The organism is Bradyrhizobium sp. 63_E2_N1_3, from assembly GCF_052076005.1.
GTDB lineage: Bacteria > Pseudomonadota > Alphaproteobacteria > Rhizobiales > Xanthobacteraceae > Bradyrhizobium > Bradyrhizobium barranii.
In genome coordinates this window covers 7420209-7440320 of the sequence record NZ_CP197235.1, presented here as the reverse complement: position 1 = coordinate 7440320, position 20112 = coordinate 7420209, and the positions used below count along the sequence as shown (strand labels likewise).

General features: G+C 61.7%; 14 protein-coding genes. 7 read left to right on the top strand and 7 right to left on the bottom strand.

Translation table 11 applies throughout. The features are described 5' to 3' along the window. Positions 1–9 precede the first annotated feature (9 nt). The 4 genes from AB7531_RS35305 to AB7531_RS35290 all read right to left on the bottom strand — a co-directional run bounded on the left by AB7531_RS35305 (position 10) and on the right by AB7531_RS35290 (position 3818). Positions 10–537, bottom strand: coding sequence for a hypothetical protein (locus AB7531_RS35305; RefSeq protein ID WP_245328480.1), 528 nt, complete (start codon positions 535–537; stop codon positions 10–12). A gap of 419 nt (positions 538–956) precedes the next feature. After that, positions 957–1598: a transglutaminase-like cysteine peptidase gene (locus tag AB7531_RS35300; protein ID WP_063985225.1), complete on the bottom strand. Its 642-nt coding sequence runs from the start codon at positions 1596–1598 to the stop codon at positions 957–959. Positions 1599–1742: 144 nt separating this feature from the next. Beyond that, entirely contained in the window at positions 1743–2393 is a 651-nt protein-coding gene (locus AB7531_RS35295) for a hypothetical protein (protein ID WP_063985224.1), read from the bottom strand. Positions 2394–2432: 39 nt separating this feature from the next. After that, entirely contained in the window at positions 2433–3818 is a 1386-nt protein-coding gene (locus AB7531_RS35290; RefSeq protein WP_063985223.1) for an O-antigen ligase family protein, read from the bottom strand. Between the two features lie 363 nt (positions 3819–4181). Between AB7531_RS35290 and AB7531_RS35285 the strand changes: the two genes are divergently transcribed. The 6 genes from AB7531_RS35285 (at position 4182) to AB7531_RS35260 (ending at position 10823) form a co-directional block, all read left to right on the top strand. Further along, entirely contained in the window at positions 4182–5372 is a 1191-nt protein-coding gene (locus AB7531_RS35285) for an acyltransferase family protein (protein ID WP_283018487.1), read from the top strand. A gap of 5 nt (positions 5373–5377) precedes the next feature. Then, positions 5378–6730, top strand: coding sequence for a hypothetical protein (locus AB7531_RS35280; RefSeq protein WP_028152415.1), 1353 nt, complete (start codon positions 5378–5380; stop codon positions 6728–6730). Between the two features lie 88 nt (positions 6731–6818). Further along, a complete protein-coding gene (locus tag AB7531_RS35275; RefSeq protein WP_063985222.1) occupies positions 6819–7871 on the top strand; it encodes an acyltransferase family protein in 1053 nt (350 codons plus the stop codon). 48 nt (positions 7872–7919) lie between these two features. After that, positions 7920–9374, top strand: a complete 1455-nt coding sequence (locus tag AB7531_RS35270) for a lipopolysaccharide biosynthesis protein (RefSeq protein ID WP_063985221.1) — start codon at positions 7920–7922, stop codon at positions 9372–9374. Between the two features lie 31 nt (positions 9375–9405). Next, entirely contained in the window at positions 9406–9957 is a 552-nt protein-coding gene (locus AB7531_RS35265; RefSeq protein ID WP_063985220.1) for a serine O-acetyltransferase, read from the top strand. Between the two features lie 128 nt (positions 9958–10085). Next, positions 10086–10823 (top strand): class I SAM-dependent methyltransferase, encoded by a 738-nt coding sequence (locus AB7531_RS35260; RefSeq protein WP_063985219.1) that lies wholly within the window; start codon positions 10086–10088, stop codon positions 10821–10823. A gap of 60 nt (positions 10824–10883) precedes the next feature. Here AB7531_RS35260 and AB7531_RS35255 read toward each other — a convergent pair whose 3' ends face one another. Beyond that, the gene (locus AB7531_RS35255; protein WP_063986644.1) at positions 10884–15245 is read right to left on the bottom strand and encodes a hypothetical protein; all 4362 of its coding nucleotides are present in this window, start codon (positions 15243–15245) and stop codon (positions 10884–10886) included. A 965-nt stretch (positions 15246–16210) separates the two neighbouring features. Between AB7531_RS35255 and AB7531_RS35250 the strand changes: the two genes are divergently transcribed. Then, entirely contained in the window at positions 16211–17434 is a 1224-nt protein-coding gene (locus AB7531_RS35250) for a glycosyltransferase family 4 protein (protein WP_283018488.1), read from the top strand. A gap of 2 nt (positions 17435–17436) precedes the next feature. On the opposite strand, the gene AB7531_RS35245 is transcribed toward AB7531_RS35250, so the two are convergent. Beyond that, entirely contained in the window at positions 17437–18828 is a 1392-nt protein-coding gene (locus AB7531_RS35245) for a hypothetical protein (protein WP_063979723.1), read from the bottom strand. A gap of 71 nt (positions 18829–18899) precedes the next feature. Further along, positions 18900–20111, bottom strand: coding sequence for a glycosyltransferase family 4 protein (locus tag AB7531_RS35240; RefSeq protein WP_166350071.1), 1212 nt, complete (start codon positions 20109–20111; stop codon positions 18900–18902). Position 20112: the final 1 nt, after the last annotated feature.

The following is a 20112-nucleotide window of genomic DNA, read 5'->3' as shown; positions in this document are numbered from 1 at the left end:
TTGAGGTTGTCACTCGGGAAGGGGAACGGGTTTGAACGGGTCGGCGAGTTCGGTCTTCCACTCACCCGACATCAGACCGGCGCTTGCACCCGGACCCGCCGGTGCATTGCTGGCCGTGGCGGGAGCCGGGCTTCCCGGAACGGGCGCAGCCGCGGCGTCCTGATCCGTGAGATATCCTTTGAGGACGGACCCGTCGTGCAGCTTGGCAACGAATTCGCTGATCCGGCGCGCGACGTCGGGCTTGGTCGCGATGCAGCGTTCTTCGGCACGGTGAAGCCCGGCGCCGATTGCGACACGGTCGGCCTGGCTCGCCTGGCGCAGCATGTCCCGAACCGGATCGAGCGCGGCTATGTCGGTCACCAGCAATCCGGTGAGCCGGCCCGAAAGCTTGTCCCTGTCGTTCTTCGACTGTCGCAACAAAACCGAGGGGTCCGAGACGAATGCGCTGACCGCGGACGACGGCGCTCGTTCGGCGCGATCGACGCATTGAGCCTGTGCCGGCGCCGACAGCGTCGCAGACACGGCAACGGCGATCACTGCCGCGATCCGTAAAACCGGCAGGGAGCCACGCAACAAGCTATCGAGTTTGATTAGGATCGCGCTCATATCTCGTTGCAAACTAGCGATGACGTATGGATTTAGGCCCTAGGTCCTTGATGACCCAAAACTATGTCAAATTCTTGTGCGGCGCAAAATATAAACCAGTACGGACCAAATTGCCATACTTGCCCGCTCTGCATCCCCGTTTCGCATGAACGAAATTCTTGCTGCGATCAGGCGCGGATTCGGCGAATGGTTGCGCGCGCTCGTATGCGATAAGCACGAATTTTAGGCAAGCGCCATGCCAAGGCCAAGCACCATGCCAAGGCAAAGGCGCGAGGGACGGTCTGGCAGACCATCGCCTCGCGCCTGTCGCAACCTGCGATTGAGGGCGGTAGAGCGAAACTTCGCGCGGTCTATTCGGAGGTCCGCAACATCGCGAGACGCGTGGCGCGCAGGCGCTCGCCATGCTCGCCGATCGCGACCCAGAAGCGCGGATTTCCGCCGGACTGCATCGAGATCCACTCGTAATCCGCGGCGTTCCAGGGGCGCACCGAAGCGGAAAGATTGTCCAGGACGAAGTCGCCGTCGGCAAGTCGCGCCACCAGCACGAGATGGCCCTGGCCGCCATTTGTCAGGACCACTGCGAGGCGCAGTGCCGACTTGGGCCAGCCCATCTCGATCAGTTGATGACGCTTGGTGACCGCGTAGTCGTTGCAATCGCCGGCGGACGGCGAAAGGCTCCAGCGCGCCACCATCGGATTGGTCGATTTCTGCATCGGTGTGATCGACGCGTTGACCGAGCTGTTCACCTCGCGCAGCATGCTCATCGCCCGGTCGCCCGAAGGCAGTGTCCGGTCGGCGGCGTCGCTCGCGCATTCGCCGTCGTTGTTCATGCAGAACTTGACGAATTGCAGCGGCGCGAGCGCATTGTCGTACTCGCGGATGAACGCGCTCTTCGCCTGATTGAGCGAACTGTCGTTCAACATCTCGGCCTTGGCGGCGGTGCCGGTCGACGCGATCCCGATCGCGACCAGCGATTTGATAATCCAGCTCATGACATCCCCGTCTCGCGTTTTCTTTTTTGACGCTACGGGTATCTCACAAACGATTTGAGCTTTGGTTCCGCGGAAATTTACAATTGTAGCTAAATAGGCCGGTCACGGGACCGGCCTGGGAGGGGTGGTTAACGGTTCCAGCCGTCAGCGCGACGGGCTTACCGAGGTCAGAACGGCGGTCGACGTCGCCGCAAACAGCGTCTGCGTCTGTGACGCCGCACCGGGCCCGCTCTGGTTCACGACCGTGGGTGCGGTCGAGCTTGCTCCGCCACCGCGTGCCTCCGCCGCGGTCGAACCAGGTCCGCCGCCGGCTGTGGTCTCGCCCGTCGGATCGGCGCCGTTGGTCGCTTCGGTCGGGATATCGCCGGTGATGCTGGTGAACGATTGGATCAGGTCGGGATTCTCGGTCTTGAGAACCGCCTCCTGGATCAGCTGGGCAACGCCGGGCTGCGACAGGACGCAAACCGAAGCGGCGGTGCCGAGACCAGCGCCAATGGCGCGGCTTTGATCGGTGCTGCTGGCCTTCGCCAGCGAGACAATGCCATCGACTGTCTCGGGACGCGCGGTCAGAAGGTCGCGCACAGCCGAGGCGAGGCCGCCTTGTCCGTCCTTGAACTGGTCGAGCAGCCCGCCGGGATTGGCCAGAAAGTCGGTGGCGCGCTCGGCTGAAACAACGCCCGTGTTGGCAACGCAGCCCGAGCTGACGCCCGTTGCGCCGAATGCTGCCGGCATTCCGGCGAAAATTGCCAGCGCTCCGACGACCACGGTGAAGCGCCTACCAGAATTCCAGCTCATTGCCCTGCCCACTTCAATCAATTTGGCTTTAAACTTCAATTAATTTGACTTTAGCTCGACTTGCACGGATTTGCCACGTTCTTTTCGCATCTGTGATGGTAGCGATTGCGCGAGGCCGCACCCGACGATGGCTGCGAAAAACACGCCGTAACCGGGTATCTGCAACGAGAAATCGATGCAGCTATGTGCAACTCCCAATACAGCGACGCTGGCGCCGATCACGGGTATGTAGCGGTCGCGTTTTCGGCGCAAGCTTCCGGTAAACAGATGGTAAAGATACCAGAGGCAGGCCAGCGCGATGACGGCGAAGGCGGGGATGCCTAATTCGACGGCAATTTCCAGCGGCGTGCTGTGAGCGCGGTCCCAGATGCCGAGACTGCCGAGCGTTGCGGGTCTGATGGCGGGAAAAACAGCTTCGAAATTGCCCAGCCCGACACCGAGCAGCCGATGATCAGCGATGATCCCCAATGATGCCTGGTACGCAGCAAGCCGCTGCGGATCGACCAGCCCGTGTTCGACGATTCGCCCCGCCACGAGGCCGCCTACGAGCTGCAAGAGCACGAGCCCTGCTGCCGCTGAGCCGCCGAGGACCAGCCACTTCCGCGATCTGCCGAGCTCGAGCGGCACGAGATAAAGGATGATGGCCAGCACGAACGTGCCAACCGACAGCAGCAGACCCGCCCGCGATCCGGTCATGGCAAGCGCGATCGTGCAGATCGCGAATCCCGCACCGAGCGCCACCGGCGCGGAGAGGATTTGCTCGAGCCGCGATCGCCAATCCGGTTGTTCCGGCGGCCCGCCTTCCTGGCGGTGCATGGTGCGCAGAAGCGGCACCAGAAACAGCAGGGCGCAGCTGCCCCAGAACGTCGCCGCCGTGTTTCGATTGACGAAGGTCCCTGTGGCAAAGCCCAGGTAGGCTTCTTTCTGCCTGAACAGCACCATGTCCGGTGCGATCAGCTCCGCCAGAATTCCGTACAATGCATACAGGCATCCCGCCCATGCCAGTATGCGTAGCAGCGAACGTGCGGCTCCCGCATCGCTTGCAAGAATCACGGCGCGCGTGAAGGCGAGCGACAGCAGCAAGACCGATCCGAACGCCAGCCACGTTCCGCGTGCGGTGACCGAGAGGCGGTCAGGCAACACGAGGCCGAAAAAACGCCGCGGCAGTTCCCAGACCGCTGCTGATTCACTGGACGGATCGCTCCACGTTTGCAACGCCACGATGACAACCACCGCCGCGATCGCCACTGCCAATGGAATGAGCAACATGGCATTGCGACGGCTCACGGCCGAAAGATCGGCGGTCAGCAGGCTGCAGACGAGCAGAAAATTCCAGAAGCAAATCCACGCGAGGTCGAGGGATCCGAGCGGAAGTGGCGCCAGCACAAACACGGCTGTGGCGAAAAATCGCGATATCGCGCCCAAAGGCCCCCTCTGTCATTCAACTCAGCCGCGATGGAGCTATCAGAACTTCGCGCGAGATCAAGTTAATGCGAGGCTAGGTCGTTGATGGCCATTCGCAACATTGCAAACAAGGCCGCAGCTCGCGCGTGCAGCCCTGATCTGTTCCAAACGCAATGCCCGTTGCCTCACGAAAGCTGAATTGAAGTCTATGAGCATGTCGTCGGAGCAAAGATGCCGACCGGCGTCTTGCTGCCGCATCTGTCGTGCACTGTCCTGGTCGAGATCGGCGCTTCGCGGCTCTTTTCAGTTGAATAAACCACCCGGTGGAGGCATTATATTGCACCGCAGCATTTCGCTTTGGTCGAATCGTAGAGCCTCTATCAAGTGCTAGCTCATCAAACAAAGGCGCACTACGTTCCGCTGGACAGCGTTCGTGGCCTCGCCGCCCTCTGCGTGGTCGTCCATCACTTCGTCGGATCGGATCCGCTCGCCGCTGCGCTACCTCATCGCGCCTGGATCGACGTCGCGTTTTTTCACAATTCCTGGCTCTTCGTCGATTTGTTCTTCGTGTTGAGCGGCATCGTGATTTCGATGAGCTATGTTCAGTCCGAATTCAGCGGGTTCGACTTCCGAACGTTCACCTTGCGTCGTATCGCACGCATCTATCCGCTGCACATCGTCATGCTGTTCGCCTTTCTGGCGTTTCGGCTGATGCGGCTCACGCTCACCGAACTGGACCTGCTGCACTTCTCGACCAACGAGACGGCGGATCTCCAGGTTAACAATGTGTACTCGTTTGTCGCGAATGTGTTCTTGCTCCATGCTATGGGCGTGCTCGACTATCTGAGCTGGAACGGCCCGAGCTGGAGCATCAGCGCGGAGTTCTACACCTATCTCGTGTTTGGCGCCGTCGTCGTCCTGTCGCAGCGCCTTGGCTACATCAAGCTCGTCTATGTTTTCAGCGCCGTGCTGGCCGTGATGGGCGCGGCTCTCATTATCTTCGTGCTCAAGAATGAAACGCTCGACTTCCAGACCAACGCCTTCACCCGATGCTTCCTGGGCTTCTTCGTCGGCGTGCTCACGCTTCGTTTCGTCTCGGGAAAAGGTCGTTCAGTGAGCCCCTTCGTTCAGTCGGCCTGCCAGATCGGCGCGGCCGTCGTCGCCATCGTGCTGGTTTCAGTCGTCGGCTTCGACGAACGGCTCAGCTTCGTGGCGCCGATCGTTTTCGGCGCCCTGCTGGGCTCGCTGATGGCGTTTCCGGAGCGGCTCCTGCCGAGGCTGCTGTCCGTCCGTCCGCTGGTCTGGCTGGGCAAGCGCTCCTATTCGATCTACATGACGCATGCGCTGATACTTGTCCTCATCCAGTACTTCGCGCGTGGCGTGGGCACCGAGCGCCTGCAAATCGTGGACAACATTCTTCCCGGACTGGCAGCCTCGCTGCTGCTCGCCGTCTTCGTGGCCGCCGTGCTCGTGCTCTCCAACCTCACCTACCTCTGGGTCGAGATGCCGGGGTCGCGGTTCGTGCTTCGGCTTTTCAATCGCCGCGCCGTTCCCGCTGTGGTCGCGGCGGAGTGACGGGCATGTCCAGCAGCTCTTCGGCTCTACCGAGGTCGGACTGGCGCATGGTCGATCCGGTGGCCTTGCCCCGGCATCACCAGCAGGAGGGCAGTGCATTCTTCAGTCTCGAGGCAATCGCGCTCTTGCTTTATTTCTACCGCGATGCGCTCGCAGGCGCGTTGCGCTATTATCTGGCCGTTCTCAAGATCAGCCCGCTGTGGTTCCTGCCTGACATTTTCGCGCTGGTCTGCATTTTTGCCTTCGTGCAGCGCTACGTCCTGATGGGACGTAACCTCGTCGCGATCCTCACGCTGTTCTACATCTGCTTTGCGCTTTACCTCGGATACGTGTTCCTGGGCTATTTCAGCGGCATGATGTCGTCGTTCAAGATGATCGCGCCGGTGTTCGTCGGCTTCTGCTTCTGCGGGCGCAATTTCGGCGACTACGATCGACTGCTGCGGTGGCTTCACCCGATCTTCTACCTGACGATCGTCGGGATCATATTGTCGTCCCGCATGCAGTTGCCTTGGGTGGGATATGCCTACGAGACTTTCGGCACGACGCGGCAGGCGACGCGGCTGTGGTGGTCGGCGTCCGAGACGCGCCTCGCCGGACTTGCCGCCGACAGCACGATGGCCGCATTCTTCGTGTTCATTTCGTTCACGATCAGCTCGGTGCGCCGGAGCCTGCTGTGGTGCCTGTTCTGGGCGCCCATCGGTCTCTACGCCATCAAATTGACCACGAACAAGACCTCGCTCGGCGTGATGGTGATCTACATCGCTTGCCTGATCATCGTTCGCCTCGTTCCCGAGCGTGAGAAGTTTCCCATGCTCCGGCGCATGGCGCTGCTTTCGTTCCTGTCGATCCTCGTGCCTGCGGTGCTGATCGCCCTGTTCTCCGGCAACGGGCTTGTCAGCATGTCGCGCGGCCTGTTCAGCCTGCAGGACCGCGTCAACAACAGCTGGCAGTTGCCGTTCGTCTACATGGCTGAGCTCATGCCGGTCGGCTTCTTCACCGGCTGCGGCCTCGGTTGCTTCAACTATCCGCAGCTGCTGTTCTCGAACAAGCTCAGCTATTACGTTCCGGTGGATAATTTCTACCTCGGCACCTACCTGATGTTCGGGCCGATCTTCGTGTTGTTCATGGTCATGGTCATCCTCGCGGTCGCAAGGACCAGGGACATCTACAAGCTGTCTTTCGCGGTCGCCATGAACCTCTTCACCATCACGGTTCTGGCCTATGGTCCCGCAAGCGGCCTGATCATGCTCGGCGTCGCCTTCAGCGAAGTCTTCGCCCGAGAGAGACGTGACGAGACCGTCGCGGACGCGGTGCCGCTCGCGCCTGACGTCGACGATCTGGTCTCTCGGCCGGCATGATCGCGATGTTGCCGCATGCAATGAGCTGCAATGCGCAGCACGGGCTCTGGTCCGCAACTTTCCTTCGTCTTGATATCGGATCGCGGCGGTGAGCGCAGACAGCAAGAATTTCGTGGAGGCGATCCAGGGGCTGCGCGGCGTCGCCGCGCTCACCGTGCTGATCGTCCATCTTCAGGACATGCCGCTTCTGGCGGGCTTCCTGCCTCCGATCTGGCCGTGGCTGGAAGCGACGGTCAACATGGGCGGGCACGGGGTCGAGCTGTTCTTCATGATCAGCGGCTTCCTGATTCCGGCGAGCCTGATGCGTCACCGCAGCGTCGGGAAGTTCTTTCTCGATCGCGCCCTGCGAATCCTGCCCGTGTTCGTGATCCTGCACCTGATCCTGTTCACGGCAGGCCCCCTGGTTGGCTACAAGTTCTTCAAGGGGATCGACCTGCCGACCTATCTCAAGCTGTTCTTCGTCAATCTGGCGTTCCTGCCGGACGCGCTGGGATTGCCGATCGGCCAGCAGAATGCATGGACACTGAGCTACGAATGGGCGTTCTACATTCTGTTCGCGGTGATCTTCGTGATGTTGGTGCGGCGGAGGAACTGGCTGCTGGCGGCGCCGTTCATCCTGCTCGGTCTCGCGGGCATTGCCTTTCGGCCGATCGCCGCGTTCTTTCTGGTCGGGCTGTTGTTCAGCCTGATCGATTTGCGAATCCGCGTCGTCGGCTGGCCCGGATTGCTGGCGGGCATCCTTTGCGGGATCGCGATGTACGTGTCGATCGAATATGCGCATCCGCTGGTCGGGCTGCTGCCGGGCGCGCTGCTGTTTGGAATGGTCCTTGCTCCGGACTCCGGTATTGCCGCCGCTTTGAGCGGCAAATTCCTACAGTTCCTCGGAAAGATCAGCTATAGCCTCTATTTGGTCCATCCTTTCGCGCTATTTCCGTTGCAGGTCATCGGAGTGAAGCTGGCCGCGCATGGCGTCAATCTCTGGCTCCTCTGGGCCGGGTTCGCGGGCCTCGGCCTGATTGCCGCGCTGATAGCGGGAACGGTCAGTTACGAGCTGATCGAAGTGAGACTCCGCCGCTTGCTCGATCCGGTGCTGCGGGGCCTGTTGTTCGGAGTGCGCCGTGAAGCTCGCTATGTCGCCTGAGCGCATCCCTTCGCAATCGTTTCAGCCGGATCACGTACGAGAGATGTCATGATCATCAAGAATCTGCTCTCGATGTCGAGCGTGAACGTCGTGAAGTCGGCCGTTCAGTTCCTCATCACGCTGCTGATCACCTATTTCGTGACGCCCACGGAATTCGGGCTCGTTGCGTTTTCGCTGCCCTTCATCGCCTTCATCTCCATGCTGACCGACCTTGGGCTGTCGAGCGCGATGATCCAGCGGACGTCGCTCACCAGGGAGGAAGCCGGCGCGGCGACGACTCTGATGGTCGCGATCGGGATTGGTTGTGCCCTGGTGCTGGCCGCCGCCTCGAAACCGCTGGGGGCTGCCGTCGACATGCAGGGGCTGCCGTCCGTGCTGGCTGCTCTCTCCGGTTCGGTCGTCTTGTCCATTTCCGCGATGGGGCCGCGCGCGGTCCTGGAGCGCTCCCTGCAATATCAGACCATCGCCTTGATCGAGGCCGGCGCGGCTCTAGCTTCCGCGACGGTGGGCGTGGCCGGAGCCCTGCTCGGATGGGGGATCTGGGCGCTGATCGCATACTATGTCCTGATGCAGGCGGTGCGCGCCGTCGCCTTCTATGTGAACACCAGGCGCCATATCCATCTGTCCTTCAAATGGCGCGGCGTCGCGCTGATGCTGTCGTTCGGCGGTTGGGTGCTGGCCTCGAACGTCCTCAACTTCACTGCGAGAAACGTCGGCAATCTCATGATCGGCGCCAAGCTGGGCGCGGCGGCGGTCGGCCTGTTCGGTCTCGCCTTCCAGTTCATGACGCTTCCGCTGATGATCCTGTCGTGGCCGGGCGGCGGCGTTCTGATGGCCACCCTGAGCCGGATGAACGGCGAACGGGAACAGGAACGGCGCCGGTCGGCGATCTGCGCGGTGCTCGGCATGACCGCGATGATCACATTCCCGGCGATGATCTATCTGACATTCGGGCTGAAATATCCCGTTGCGACGTTCCTCTCGCCGCATTGGCAGGAAGTCCTGCCGCTGATTGCCATCCTCGCGCCCGCAGGCGCGGCACAGTCGATTGCGGCCTATGCCGGGCCGATTCTGCTGGCTCACAACAAGGCCCGGCTTCAGTTCTGGGTGAGCACCGCCAACAGTGCCAGCATGATCCTTGCCTTTGTCGTGGCGTTGCCGTTCGGGCTCACGGCCGTGGCGGTCGTGTACCTGATCGTATCGATCCTCGTTTGCGTCCTGATGCTGATGATTGGAGCCCGCAACTGCGCGATCTCCTATGCCTCTTTGTTGGGCGCCCTGATGCCGGCCACCGTCGCCACCGCGCTCGGCGCATTGTGTGCGCTCGTCGCCACGAAGGCAGACGTCGCAAGCCTGTCACATTGGCTGTTGGCGACGGCCGTCTATGCGCTGATCGTGCTTGGCAGCTACGTGATATTCAGGCGTCGTATCTGGAACAGCATGCAGTCGCTGCTCGGCGGCTCGGTTCCGCCGATCCAGGCGAATGTCTCCTCGGCAGGTTAGTAGAGAACGTTTGATGTCATCAGTTGAGGGAATGAGCGGCAAGTCCCAGGCGGGATTTCCGTGGCGCGAGGACCTGATGGCAAACACCGGCAGGTCCGGTGTTGGTGCCGCTTTCGTCGCCATGCTGACGAGCCCGGGCTTTGCCGTGATCACGACCTGGCGCATCGCCAGGATGCTGCGATTCCAGACACGCTGGGGACATCAGATCACCTGGCTGCTCGTGCGGGCGCTAATGCGGCGCGGCTGCTACATCTCGGTTCTCGCGGAGATCGGTCCAGGGCTGATCTTGCCGCATCCGACCGGCGTCGTGATCGGCGAGGGGGCGCGGATCGGTCGTTCCGTGATGCTTTATCACAACGTCACGCTCGGCCGGCGTGCCTGGGATGAACCGGGTTGCCCGACCATCGGCGACGGCGCCGTCATCTACACCGGTGCCGTGATCGTTGGCCCGACTTCGATTGGTGCGGGAGCAAACGTTGCCGCCAACGCGGTCGTGACGCGTGACGTCCCGCCGCATTCCGTCGCCGCGGGAGCACCTGCGCGGATCGTGCGCTCCGAAGCACCAGGTCGCCTGCGCGCCTGACCGGCCGCGAACCGACGGCGAGGTTCCGGCGATCCGCGGTTGGTCCGCCGGTTCAACCCGGTCACAATTCTGATTGCTTGCCATGTATAGTTGTGTCTGGAAACGTCTCGGACACAGGAAGCAAGCCCATGTCGTCGATCATTACCGATTTTTCGCAGGTCTATCCCTATCTCGACGGCTCGAAGTTCAAAGACACCATCGTCGTGCAGTATCGGGGCGACGGCGACGTCAGATACAGATGCGACGTCCTCGTGGACATCTGTCGGGGCAAGCGAGTCCTGCATGTCGGATGCTGTGATCATCTGCCGCTCATCAAACGAAAGATCGACAACCGGGACTGGCTGCACGGCCTGATCACCGAGTGTTCCGAATACACCGTCGGCGTCGACATCGATGCGGATGCGGTGCGGGAGGCGTCGCGGATTTCCGGGCTCGACAACATGGTCGCGGGCGACGTGACGTCCGGCCAGAAGATCGAGGCAATATCCGGCCGGAAGTTCGACATCGCCGTGTTTGGCGAAGTCGTCGAGCACATTCCGAATCCGGTCTCGTTCCTGTCGCGCTTCAGGGAGAATTACGGCGACGTCGTCGATCAGATCGTGATCACCGTTCCGAACGCCTTCAGGGGTGGCAACATCAAGGGCATCTTGAAGAACGTCGAGACGATCAACAGCGATCACCGGTTCTTCTTCACGCCCTACACCATCGCCAAGGTCGCAATCGACGCCGGCTATGCGCCCGTCGAGGTGAAGATGGCCACCTTCATGCGCGCCGGAAAGCTGAAGTCGATGCTGCTGCGGCGGCTTCCGCTGCTGGCCGAGGATATCATCTTCATCGGTGCGGCCACACCCGCGCGGCCGCACTGACGTTGCTTCACCCGTCTTCCTATTTCAGCTGGCAGGGGGCACCTGCCAGCTGGTTCGGCATCAGACGAACAGGAAGTTGCCGTGATCCAGGGTGGTCGAATTCACATTCTTCAACAGGATGGAATCGGCCGAGGTGAGCTGGATCAGCGTGTCGGACCCTGATTGCGAAATCTGCAGGTGGCTGTAGTCGGCCACCAGTGATTTCAGGATTTCGATCGTGTCGTGGTTCGCCGCGGTTCCGGCGTGGAAGCTCTTGATCTGGTCGTTGCCGCCGTCGAACATGACGGTGGTCGTGCCCGGCGCCGCGGAGAAGATATCGTTGCCACTGCCGCCCGCCAGTGTCAGTCCCGCAGTCACCGCCGTGACGGCGTGGGTCCCATCGGTGTTGAGGACGTCGATCGAGAGCAGCGAGCCGCTGGTATTGTAGCTGTCGTGCTCGACGGCGCCCGGCAGGCCGGCGACCTTGAACTTGAAGACGTCGGATGTTCCATCGGCGTTGTTGATGGTTTCGGTCGTCTTGACCCCGGTGCTGTCGTAGACGTCGGAGATTTTGCTGCCGTCCGACTTGACCACTTGCGTGTAGTCGAGCGTGCCGTCCGCGTGCGAACGGATGATCGAGGTCATCTTGCCCGCAGCGTCGATGTGCTGCTGCTCCGTGACGTAGCTCTTGCCGGTGATGTTGTAGATCGTGTTGTCGTGCGAGCCGTCGGCGTTATTGGCGTAGACCGCGGTCTTGACGCCCGACGTGAACACGGTGGTCGAGTTGGAGCCGTCCTTGTTCAGCACGTAGTCGCTGGTGAGGCTGCCGCTGCCGTCGAACAGCTTCGTTTCCTTGGAACCGTCGGCGTTGACGACGTAGATCGACGAGTTCAATCCGTTCGCGTAGTTTGTCGTCGTCACGTCGCCGCCCGCCGTCTTGTGAACGTCCTGGACCAGAGCTCCCGACGAATTGTACGTGTCCGTCGTGGTCGATCCATCGGCGGCATTCAAGATCTCGCTCATCTTGTGGCCGGTGCTGTCGTAGAGGTCGGTGACCTTGCTGCCGTCGCTATTGATCACCTGCTTGTAGGCAAGCGAATCATCGGCATGAAGGCGGGTCAGGGCCGTAAGCGCGCCGGCGGCGGTGAGGTGTTGGATCTCGGTCGTATAGCTCTGGCCCGTGATGTTGTAGAAGGTGTTGTCATGGCTGCCGTCGGCATGGGTGACATAGAGCTTCGTCTTGACGCCGGCGGAGTAGACCGTGTTCGAGGACGAACCGTCCTTGTTCTGGACCAGGTCGCTGGCGATGATCCCGCTGGAATCGTACAGCTTGGTGTCCTTTGACCCGTCGGCGTTGACCACGTAGACCGACGCCAGCTTGGCGCCGTTGTAGTTCGTCGTTGTGGTGTCGCCGGAGTTCGTCTTGGAGATCTCCTGCTTCAATGCGCCGGTCGATGCATCGTAGATGTCGGTCGTCGTGCCCGACGACGTGACGGTGATGACCGAGATCTTGTGGCCTGTGGAATCGTACTGGGTCGTGACCTTGCTGCCGTCGCTGTTGACCACCTGGCTATAGGCCATCGAGCCGTCGGCATGGGTACGGCTGACCAGAAGCAGCTTTCCGCTCGGATCGATGTGGTCGTGCTCGTTGGTATAGGACTGGCCGGTGATGTTGTAATAGTAGTTGTCGTGGCTGCCGTCGGCATTGGTGCCATAGACCTTGGTCTTGACGCCGGCCGTGTAGAGCGTGTTCGAGGACGAGCCGTCCTTGTTCTGGATCAGGTCGCTCGCGATGAGGCCGTTGGAATCGTAAAGCTTCGATTCCTTCGACCCGTCGGCGTTGACCACGTAGACCGACGCCAGCAGCGAGCCGTTGTAGTTGGTCGTGGTCACGTTGCCGGAGGTCGTCTGCACGACCTGCTGCTTGAGCGCGCCCGCGGTGGTATAGAAATTGGTCGTGGTGGCCGTCGACGTTATGGTGACGGCCGAGGTCTTGTGGCCGGTCGAGTCGTACTGGGTCGTGACCTTGCTGCCGTCGCTGTTGAACACCTGGCTGTAGGCCATGGTGCCGTCCGCATGGGTGCGGCTGACCGACAGCAGCTTGCCGCTCGCGTCGAGGTGATCGTGCTCGCCGGTATAGGACTGGCCGGTGATGTTGAAATAATAGTTATCGCGGCTGCCGTCCGCGTTGGTGACGTAGGCCTTGGTCTTGACGCCTGCCGTATAGAGCGTGGTCGACGACGAGCCGTCCGCGTTCTGGACCACGTCGCTCGCGATGACGCCCTTGGCGTCGTACAGCTTGGAGTCCTTCGAGCCGTCGGCGTTGACGACGTAGACGGACACCAGCAGCGAACCATTGTAGTTCGTGGTGGTCACGTTGCCGGAGGTCGTCTGCACGACGGTCTGCTTGAGAACGCCGGCTGTGGTGTAGAAATCGGTGCTGGTCGCCGTCGATGTCACGGTGACGACAGAGGTCTTGTGGCCAGTGGCGTCGTACTGGGTCGTAACCTTGCTGCCGTCGCTGTTGTAGACCTGGCTGTAGGCCATCGAGCCGTCGGCATGCATCCGGACGACTGATAGAAGCCTCCCGCCCGCGTCGAGCTGGTCGTGCTCGGTGGTATAGGACTGACCGGTGATGTTGTAATAGTAGTTGTCGTGGGTGCGGTCGGCATTGGTGACGTAGACCTTGGTCTTGACGCCGTTCGAATAGAGCGTATTCGAGGACGAGCCGTCCTTGTTCTGAACGAGATCCGCGGTGAGATTGCCGCTCGTATCGTAGGTCTTGGTGTCCTTGTCGCCGATCGCCGAGACGGTGACGTCACGCACCATCTTGCCGCCGGTATAGGCGATGTTCTCCGACGAGCCGTCGGTATTGAGCGTCACCTTGCTGGTGATGACGCCGTCGGTGAAGTTGGACGTGCTGGTCGACAGAAGCTTTGCGGAGGAGTCGTAGACCCTGGTCACGCTCCAGGTGTCGGTCGAGTTGGTGACGGAGAACTGGTAGCCGCCCTGGATGGCTGCGAGCGCCTTCCCGTAATGCGAGATCATGTACTCCATGGTGGCATTGGAAGCGACCGGAAGCACGTGGGTGTCGGTGAGCGTGATGGTCTTAAGCGAACCCGAGGCGTTCAGGTCGGACATCTGCGATACGATGTCGGCGGCGGTTCCGCTGACGTCGGTCACGGCGGGCGGTGCAGTGCCGCCTCCTGCGGGAGCGTCGATCTCGATGATGAGCGGGTGGTCCGTGATCGGAACCACGATCTGGCTGACATCGGTGTAGGTCGCGATCGGCGAGCTGCCCTTTAGCGGGTCATAGACGTTGATCAGGTGGTGGACGCTGCCCAGGTTGACGGTAACCGATATCGTCGGATTCGCGATCTCGGTGTCGGTGGCGTCGTTCCAGACCTTGGGTTCCGCCCAGACCACGAGCTCATAGGCGCCGTTGCTCTTGCCGAGAACCATGCTGTTCCCGCTCGCCGGCATGTTGTCGAGCGTATAGTTCAGCGAGGCAGTCGGCGTGTGGCCGCCCTTGCCGTCGTCGGCCAGGATCGTCGTCAGATTGTGGACCGCGGTCGCCGCGAGCTTCGGGGTTCCGTCGGCGTTGAACAGGCCCCAGTGCGATTCGGGATCCGTAGGGTCGTTGCTCGCCGAGGCGTCGAGCAGTTGATAGAGATAGGTGGTGCTGACGCCGTCCTTGTAGGCATCGACCAGCGTGTTCAGGATCGATTTCGCCTGTACGTTCTCGCTGGCGCCGACATACGGGGTATCGCTCTTGGTCGTATAGCCGGTCTCGGTGATCACGACCGGTTTGCCGCCGGTGACCGACGTGGCGTTACCGAGCAATTGCTCGAGGGCGGTTTCGGGTGTCAGGCCGGTGCTGACATAGGCGTGAGAGTTGGCGTAGTCGGTCGATCCCGACATGTTTCCGAGATTGGCGTAGTCGGCCGAGTCATTATAGCCGATCGACAAATTGTAGACGGGGATGTCCTTGAGCGCGGCGTCCGCCTTGATGGCGCTGTAATAGACAGCCTGGAACTGCGCTGCGGCCGAGACGCTCGAGCTCCCATTATAGCTGAAGCCCTGGATGTTGACCTCGTTGAGGCCTTCCAGCGCGATGACGCTGCCGGGATGGCTGGCCGCGAACTCCTTGACGGATTCCAAATAAGACTGGAGCGCAGCCGCGCCGCCGGCCGGAACGCCCGACGGAACCACGAGGTCGAATTTGTAACCGTCCTTCGCAAGTCCCTCGACGATCGGTTGCGCTTCCGGGCTCGTGGCGAGTCCGCCCCGCAGTTTCGTCACCCCGAGATATTTGAGATTGTCCTCGACGAGGGCGAGGTTGTCGTAGGCGCCCCAGGAATATCCAACGTGAACATTGACGCCGATGGAACTGACAAAGGTGCTCGCCGACAGGATCGTCTGATCTGGTGATGCGGTAGTCATCGGTATTTCGGAGCCTTTTCTGAAACGCGAGAGTTCGGTGCCGCCTGCGTCTGTCGTATCGGCCAATCTCTGTTTTTCGAGTTGGTGAGATCGGTAAAAATGGAAGCACCCGGAGATTTTCTCACCGACGCTTCCTGCGCGACGCCCACAGCGCACGAATCTGCGTGGACTGAGATTGATCGATGAAGACCACGGCAATGTGCTTGCAGCGTGACGTTCGAATGGCGATGCAACGACGATGTTCGATCGATGTTGTGCCGGTGCCTAATCGAAACGCATTTGCTTGTCGCGCGAGCAGCCTTGCTTCGAATCTGTTGTGTTAAGCGCCGTTAAGCCTGTGGCGTGGGCGGATCGAGTTGCCTGCGAGTCACGACCGCAAAAAATATCGATCGAACTTCGAATGTGACAGTTGTTCGGGCGTTGAAGGCTTGCAGCGCGCTTCCAAATTTTCCCGCGTGCAGTCGGGAAGCGAGAAAGTAAATCTATGGAACTCGCCACCGGAGTTTTGTTTTCTCTCCTGGTCGCTGCGACATCGTGTCGACGTCAATGCAGAAGGATATCGAGTCTGTCTTTGGCCGATGAAGAAACGCCTCGTTGATGTGCAGGGCCAGTCGAACGAACGACGCCGACCAGATGAGAGGTCCAATCTGTGTGCACGAGGTGCGGCGATCGGTGCGTTGACGGCGGGACAATCGGTCGCGGACCCGGCGGGCAAGGGGCCGGGGGACGTTTCAACCGGGCGTTGCTTGCGGAATTTGAAGGGAACGCCGACTTCCGGCGGAAGGTGCGAACCCGAGAAGCGGACTTCGGACGTCGTCTGCAGTGCCGGGGCGGAGTGTCGCAGATCCGCAACGTCAATATGTTAGGCGCGCAATGCTGTTGCGGGCAAACCGCTGGCACGGCATGGAATTTGCCGCTAAGCACTGACCGAAATGTCGTCGATTGAACGGAGTAAGGCCATTCCCATGCAAGATCCCGCCCCGAATGTCATGTTTCTGGTTGAGGTCGTGAATTGCAATGACGGGATTGCATCCTATTGCGAGACCCTGGCCACGGGATTGCATGGCCGGGGCGTGCAGATCCACCTGGTCTCCGGTGCCGTGCGCTCGGACGACAAGTCTGAATACAAGCGTCAGAAGCTGGCGGCGGCCGTCAAGGAATGGCACGTCATTCCGGGACTTCGGAAGTTGCCCTCGCTGTCGATCTTCATGCAGCTGTTGAAGCTGATCCGGAAGAACAACATCACGGTGATCAACGTCCACGGGCTGGGCATGCTGATGTGGGGCAGGCTGCTCGCGCTGCTCACCGGCGCGCGCTGTGTTGCGACCTATCATCCCTCGGTGCTCGGGAACATCGAGAAGGTGCAGAATGCGCCGCAATCGACCTTCAGCCCGGTCCAGGTCCTGTTCTTCAACCTCTTCTTTCCCCACACCCTCATTCTGATGTCGGAGGAATCGCTCCGGCATCTGCGCCGCTACGTGCTGTTCGGCAAGAACCGGATCGCCAAGGTCTATGGCGGCGTCGACACGGTTCATTTCCGCCCGCCCTCGGATGCCGAGCGCCGCGATGCGCGCGCGAAATTCGGCGTTGGCGACGGTGAGTTCATGTGCCTGTTGGCGGCCCGTCTCGCCTGGGTGAAGGGTCACGACCTCCTCATCAAGGCGGCGCGCAAGATCCGCGACGGCGCCAGTTCTCCGCCGATCGACATCAAATGCTACTTTGTCGGCAGCGGCGGAGCCGAGCGCGAGAAGGAAATCAAGTCGTTCGCTTTCGCCGGCGAGAAGGACAAGGACACCTTCAAGTTCCTCGGTTTCATGGGCGACGTCCGCGAAATTCTCTGGGCCGCCGACGTGTTCGCGCTGCCGAGCCGGTTCGAGGGATTTCCGCTCGGCGTTGCCGAGGCCATGGCGACGGGCCTCGTTCCGGTCCGGACTCCGGCGGGCGGCGCGACTGATCAGATCATCCAGGGCCAGACCGGCTTCATCGTGCCGTTCGAGGACGTCGACGCGCTCGTCGGTGCGCTCGAGAAGGTGGCCGACCCCGCGATGCGCGCCGCGCTGTCGCGCAATGCTCTTGCGCGCGCCCAACAATATTTCGGTGTCGGGCCGATGGTCGACGAGACTCTCAGGATCTACGGTTTGACCGGCGATACCAGCGGCAACGCGCTGGCTCACGCGGTGAAGGCCTGATCTTAACTGCGTGCCGAGGCCAGCAGATCGCCTCGCCACGTCACCAGAACGACGGCGAGGCCGGCAAAGACGATCTTTCCCGCGAGCCAGGTCAGGGAGTCCGACGGAGCTGCCGCGAGCATCGCGATCGCGGCGGCCGCGACGGTCGCTTCCAGGATCAGCAACACCTTTGGCGCCGCCCTGAACCGGATCAGCGGACCGCTGGCGAAGAGGATGATGAGGGCGGTGGCCAAGGCCGCGCTCGCGATCTGTCCCGCCACCGATATGTGCAACAACGCGCCGATCGAGGACGCCGCCGACACCAGCAGCAGCTGGCACGCGGCGACGACCACCAGCCTCGTCGCCGATTTGGTCAGATGTGGCACGATCGCGAGCGTGGCCTGAAGGTGGGTGTGGAGGAAGTAGAAGATCGCCGCGACCGGCGCCGCGTTGAGGAAATCGACCAGCAGATCGGCGGGCACGAACAGATGCGCCGCGTCGGGCAGGAGGCCGATCAGCCCGCCCAGCATCACGATCGTCGCGCAGAGGATGAATTCGAGCATGCGGGCGGTGGCCTTGCGCGCTTCGCCGTCGACGCCGCGCTCGAACTGGACCACGACATTGGGATAGCAGACGGTGTGAATGGCGGCCACCAGGACCGAGAACGGTCGTTGCAGAAGGTCGATCGCCATCGAGAAGCCGGCCGCTCCGGTCGACGCCCGGCCGAGCGTGGCGATCACGATCAGGCGCAAGGTGACGGGTACGGAGAGATGAATGACGGAGGCGGCCGCAGCCATGATGCCGTAGCGGCAGAAATTGCCCCAATCGGTTAGCATGGCGTGCCGCGACGCGCGCCGTAGCGAGGTGCGATGCACGACCAGGCTCAGGAGAAGCACCGCGCCGTAGCTCGCGGCCATGCCGCACAGCGTCGCTGCAGCCGTGCCGTGGAGCAGCGCGCCGGCGACGGCGCCGGCCAGAAGCACGCTGGCACGCAGGATCAGGAGGACGGACGCGGTCCCCAGCCGGTCGGACACGCGGACGATCATGAAATAGAGGTCGGTGGCGCCTTGCAGCACGGCCATCGCCAGCGCGAGGGCGACGACGCTCGTCTCGAGCGTGCCCAGCAGTCCCGCCACGCCGCCGACGAGCAGCAGCACCAGCGCGCTGAGCAGCCCGGCGCTGAACAGCGAGAACCGCAGGCGCGCGGCCTCTTCTCCGGAAGCTGCGGCGAGGAAACGAACGCCGGCCAGTTGCAGCCATTCGAACACGAAGACGCAGAACAACTGGCTCGTCGCCAGCGCCAGCGAGAACGAGGTGTACTGGGCCGGCGAGAGGATATGGCTGACGGCGAAGATCAGAATGATCGCGGACGCACTCTGGTAGATATAGCTGCCGAATGCGAGCAGGCTGATCATGTCTGGCAATGCGTGAGAAAGAACATGGCGGGATGGTTGAGGGCCATTGGCGGCATCTGCGTCAGCTTCGGCTATGTGCGAGGCGTGCCGCGGCCGCGCGTGAGCTCGTCGTAGACGTTGCGATAGCCGGCGACGACGTCGTCAAAAACCCATTTGTCGATGCCGGACTTCAATCGCTCGCTCATCTCCACGATCTGCTGCGGCGCTTCGATGATCGCCGAAATGCTCTTGGCGATCGAGGCGGGATCGGGCGACGTCAGCCAGCCGGTCACGCCAGGCTTGATCGCCTCCTGAATGCCGCCGAACGGCGTGCCGAGCAGGGGTTTGCAGGCGGCCTGCGCGTCGGCGACGACGAGCGGGCAGGGATCTTCCCAGACCGAGGGGACGACCACCACGTTCACCTGTTCGTAAAACTGCTTCGGCTGTACGAAGCCGAGAAATTCGATCCGTGCATTCGGAGCGAGCGCCTTGAGCTGCTTCTGCTGGCTCTCGGTTGTGTGGCCTGCGATGACGAGCCGAAACCGGTCAGGCGGAATCGTCGCGATGGCGCGCACGAGATTGTAGATGCCCTTCTCTTCGGTCAGGCGTCCGATGAAGCCGAACGTGACGGTGCCGTCGACCATCGCGGTGTCTGCGTTGCCGACGTCGGCGGTCGAGGCGTTTCGAATGACGATCTTCAGCGGTGTCTGCGTGAACAGGCCGAGCTGGGTATGGATGTCGAGAATGCGCTGGCTGACGCCGACGACGGCATCCAGATGTCGCGTCGCCCCGCGACGGCGAAGGGTCAGGATCTGACAGCTCATGCAGCTCGATTCGCAGGCATGTCCGTCCGAGAAGCGCGAGCAGCGCGGGCAGGTGAGATAATAGTCGTGAAGCGTGTGCAGGACCGGAATGCCGAGCTCGGCGGCGGTCCGCCACACCGCGGTCGTCAGGCCGGAGAGATTGTTCGAGTGCAGGATGTCAGGCTTGAAGGCCTTGATGCGCGCCGCAACGAGCTCCGACATTGTCTGCCAGTCCTCGATCGCGTGCCAGATGCCGCGCACCGGCGAACTGTGCTGCTTGGCGAAAGGGAAATAGATGTTGTGTACGGGCGCCGAATACACGTCGATGCCGTTGCAGGTCTCCATCTGCTGGTTCGATGCGGACGCGGCACGTATCACTTCCACGCCGTCGTTCTGCCCGACCAGGGTCTCGGCGAGGCGGCGGACGAACGTTTCCGCGCCCCCGACCACCTTCGGTGCCAATGGCGTTGGATAGAGGGATGACGTGATAAGGATCTTCATC

Excerpts from the sequence above, each read along its gene's own strand:
- AB7531_RS35245 (WP_063979723.1), bottom strand. The coding sequence starts at position 18,828 with ATGATCAGCCTGCTCGCATTCGGCAGCTATATCTACCAGAGTGCGTCC.
- AB7531_RS35280 (WP_028152415.1), top strand. The coding sequence starts at position 5,378 with ATGTCCAGCAGCTCTTCGGCTCTACCGAGGTCGGACTGGCGCATGGTC.
- AB7531_RS35270 (WP_063985221.1), top strand. The coding sequence starts at position 7,920 with ATGATCATCAAGAATCTGCTCTCGATGTCGAGCGTGAACGTCGTGAAG.
- AB7531_RS35260 (WP_063985219.1), top strand. The coding sequence starts at position 10,086 with ATGTCGTCGATCATTACCGATTTTTCGCAGGTCTATCCCTATCTCGAC.
- AB7531_RS35300 (WP_063985225.1), bottom strand. The coding sequence starts at position 1,598 with ATGAGCTGGATTATCAAATCGCTGGTCGCGATCGGGATCGCGTCGACC.
- AB7531_RS35265 (WP_063985220.1), top strand. The coding sequence starts at position 9,406 with ATGAGCGGCAAGTCCCAGGCGGGATTTCCGTGGCGCGAGGACCTGATG.
- AB7531_RS35250 (WP_283018488.1), top strand. The coding sequence starts at position 16,211 with ATGCAAGATCCCGCCCCGAATGTCATGTTTCTGGTTGAGGTCGTGAAT.
- AB7531_RS35255 (WP_063986644.1), bottom strand. The coding sequence starts at position 15,245 with ATGACTACCGCATCACCAGATCAGACGATCCTGTCGGCGAGCACCTTT.
- AB7531_RS35295 (WP_063985224.1), bottom strand. The coding sequence starts at position 2,393 with ATGAGCTGGAATTCTGGTAGGCGCTTCACCGTGGTCGTCGGAGCGCTG.
- AB7531_RS35240 (WP_166350071.1), bottom strand. The coding sequence starts at position 20,111 with ATGAAGATCCTTATCACGTCATCCCTCTATCCAACGCCATTGGCACCG.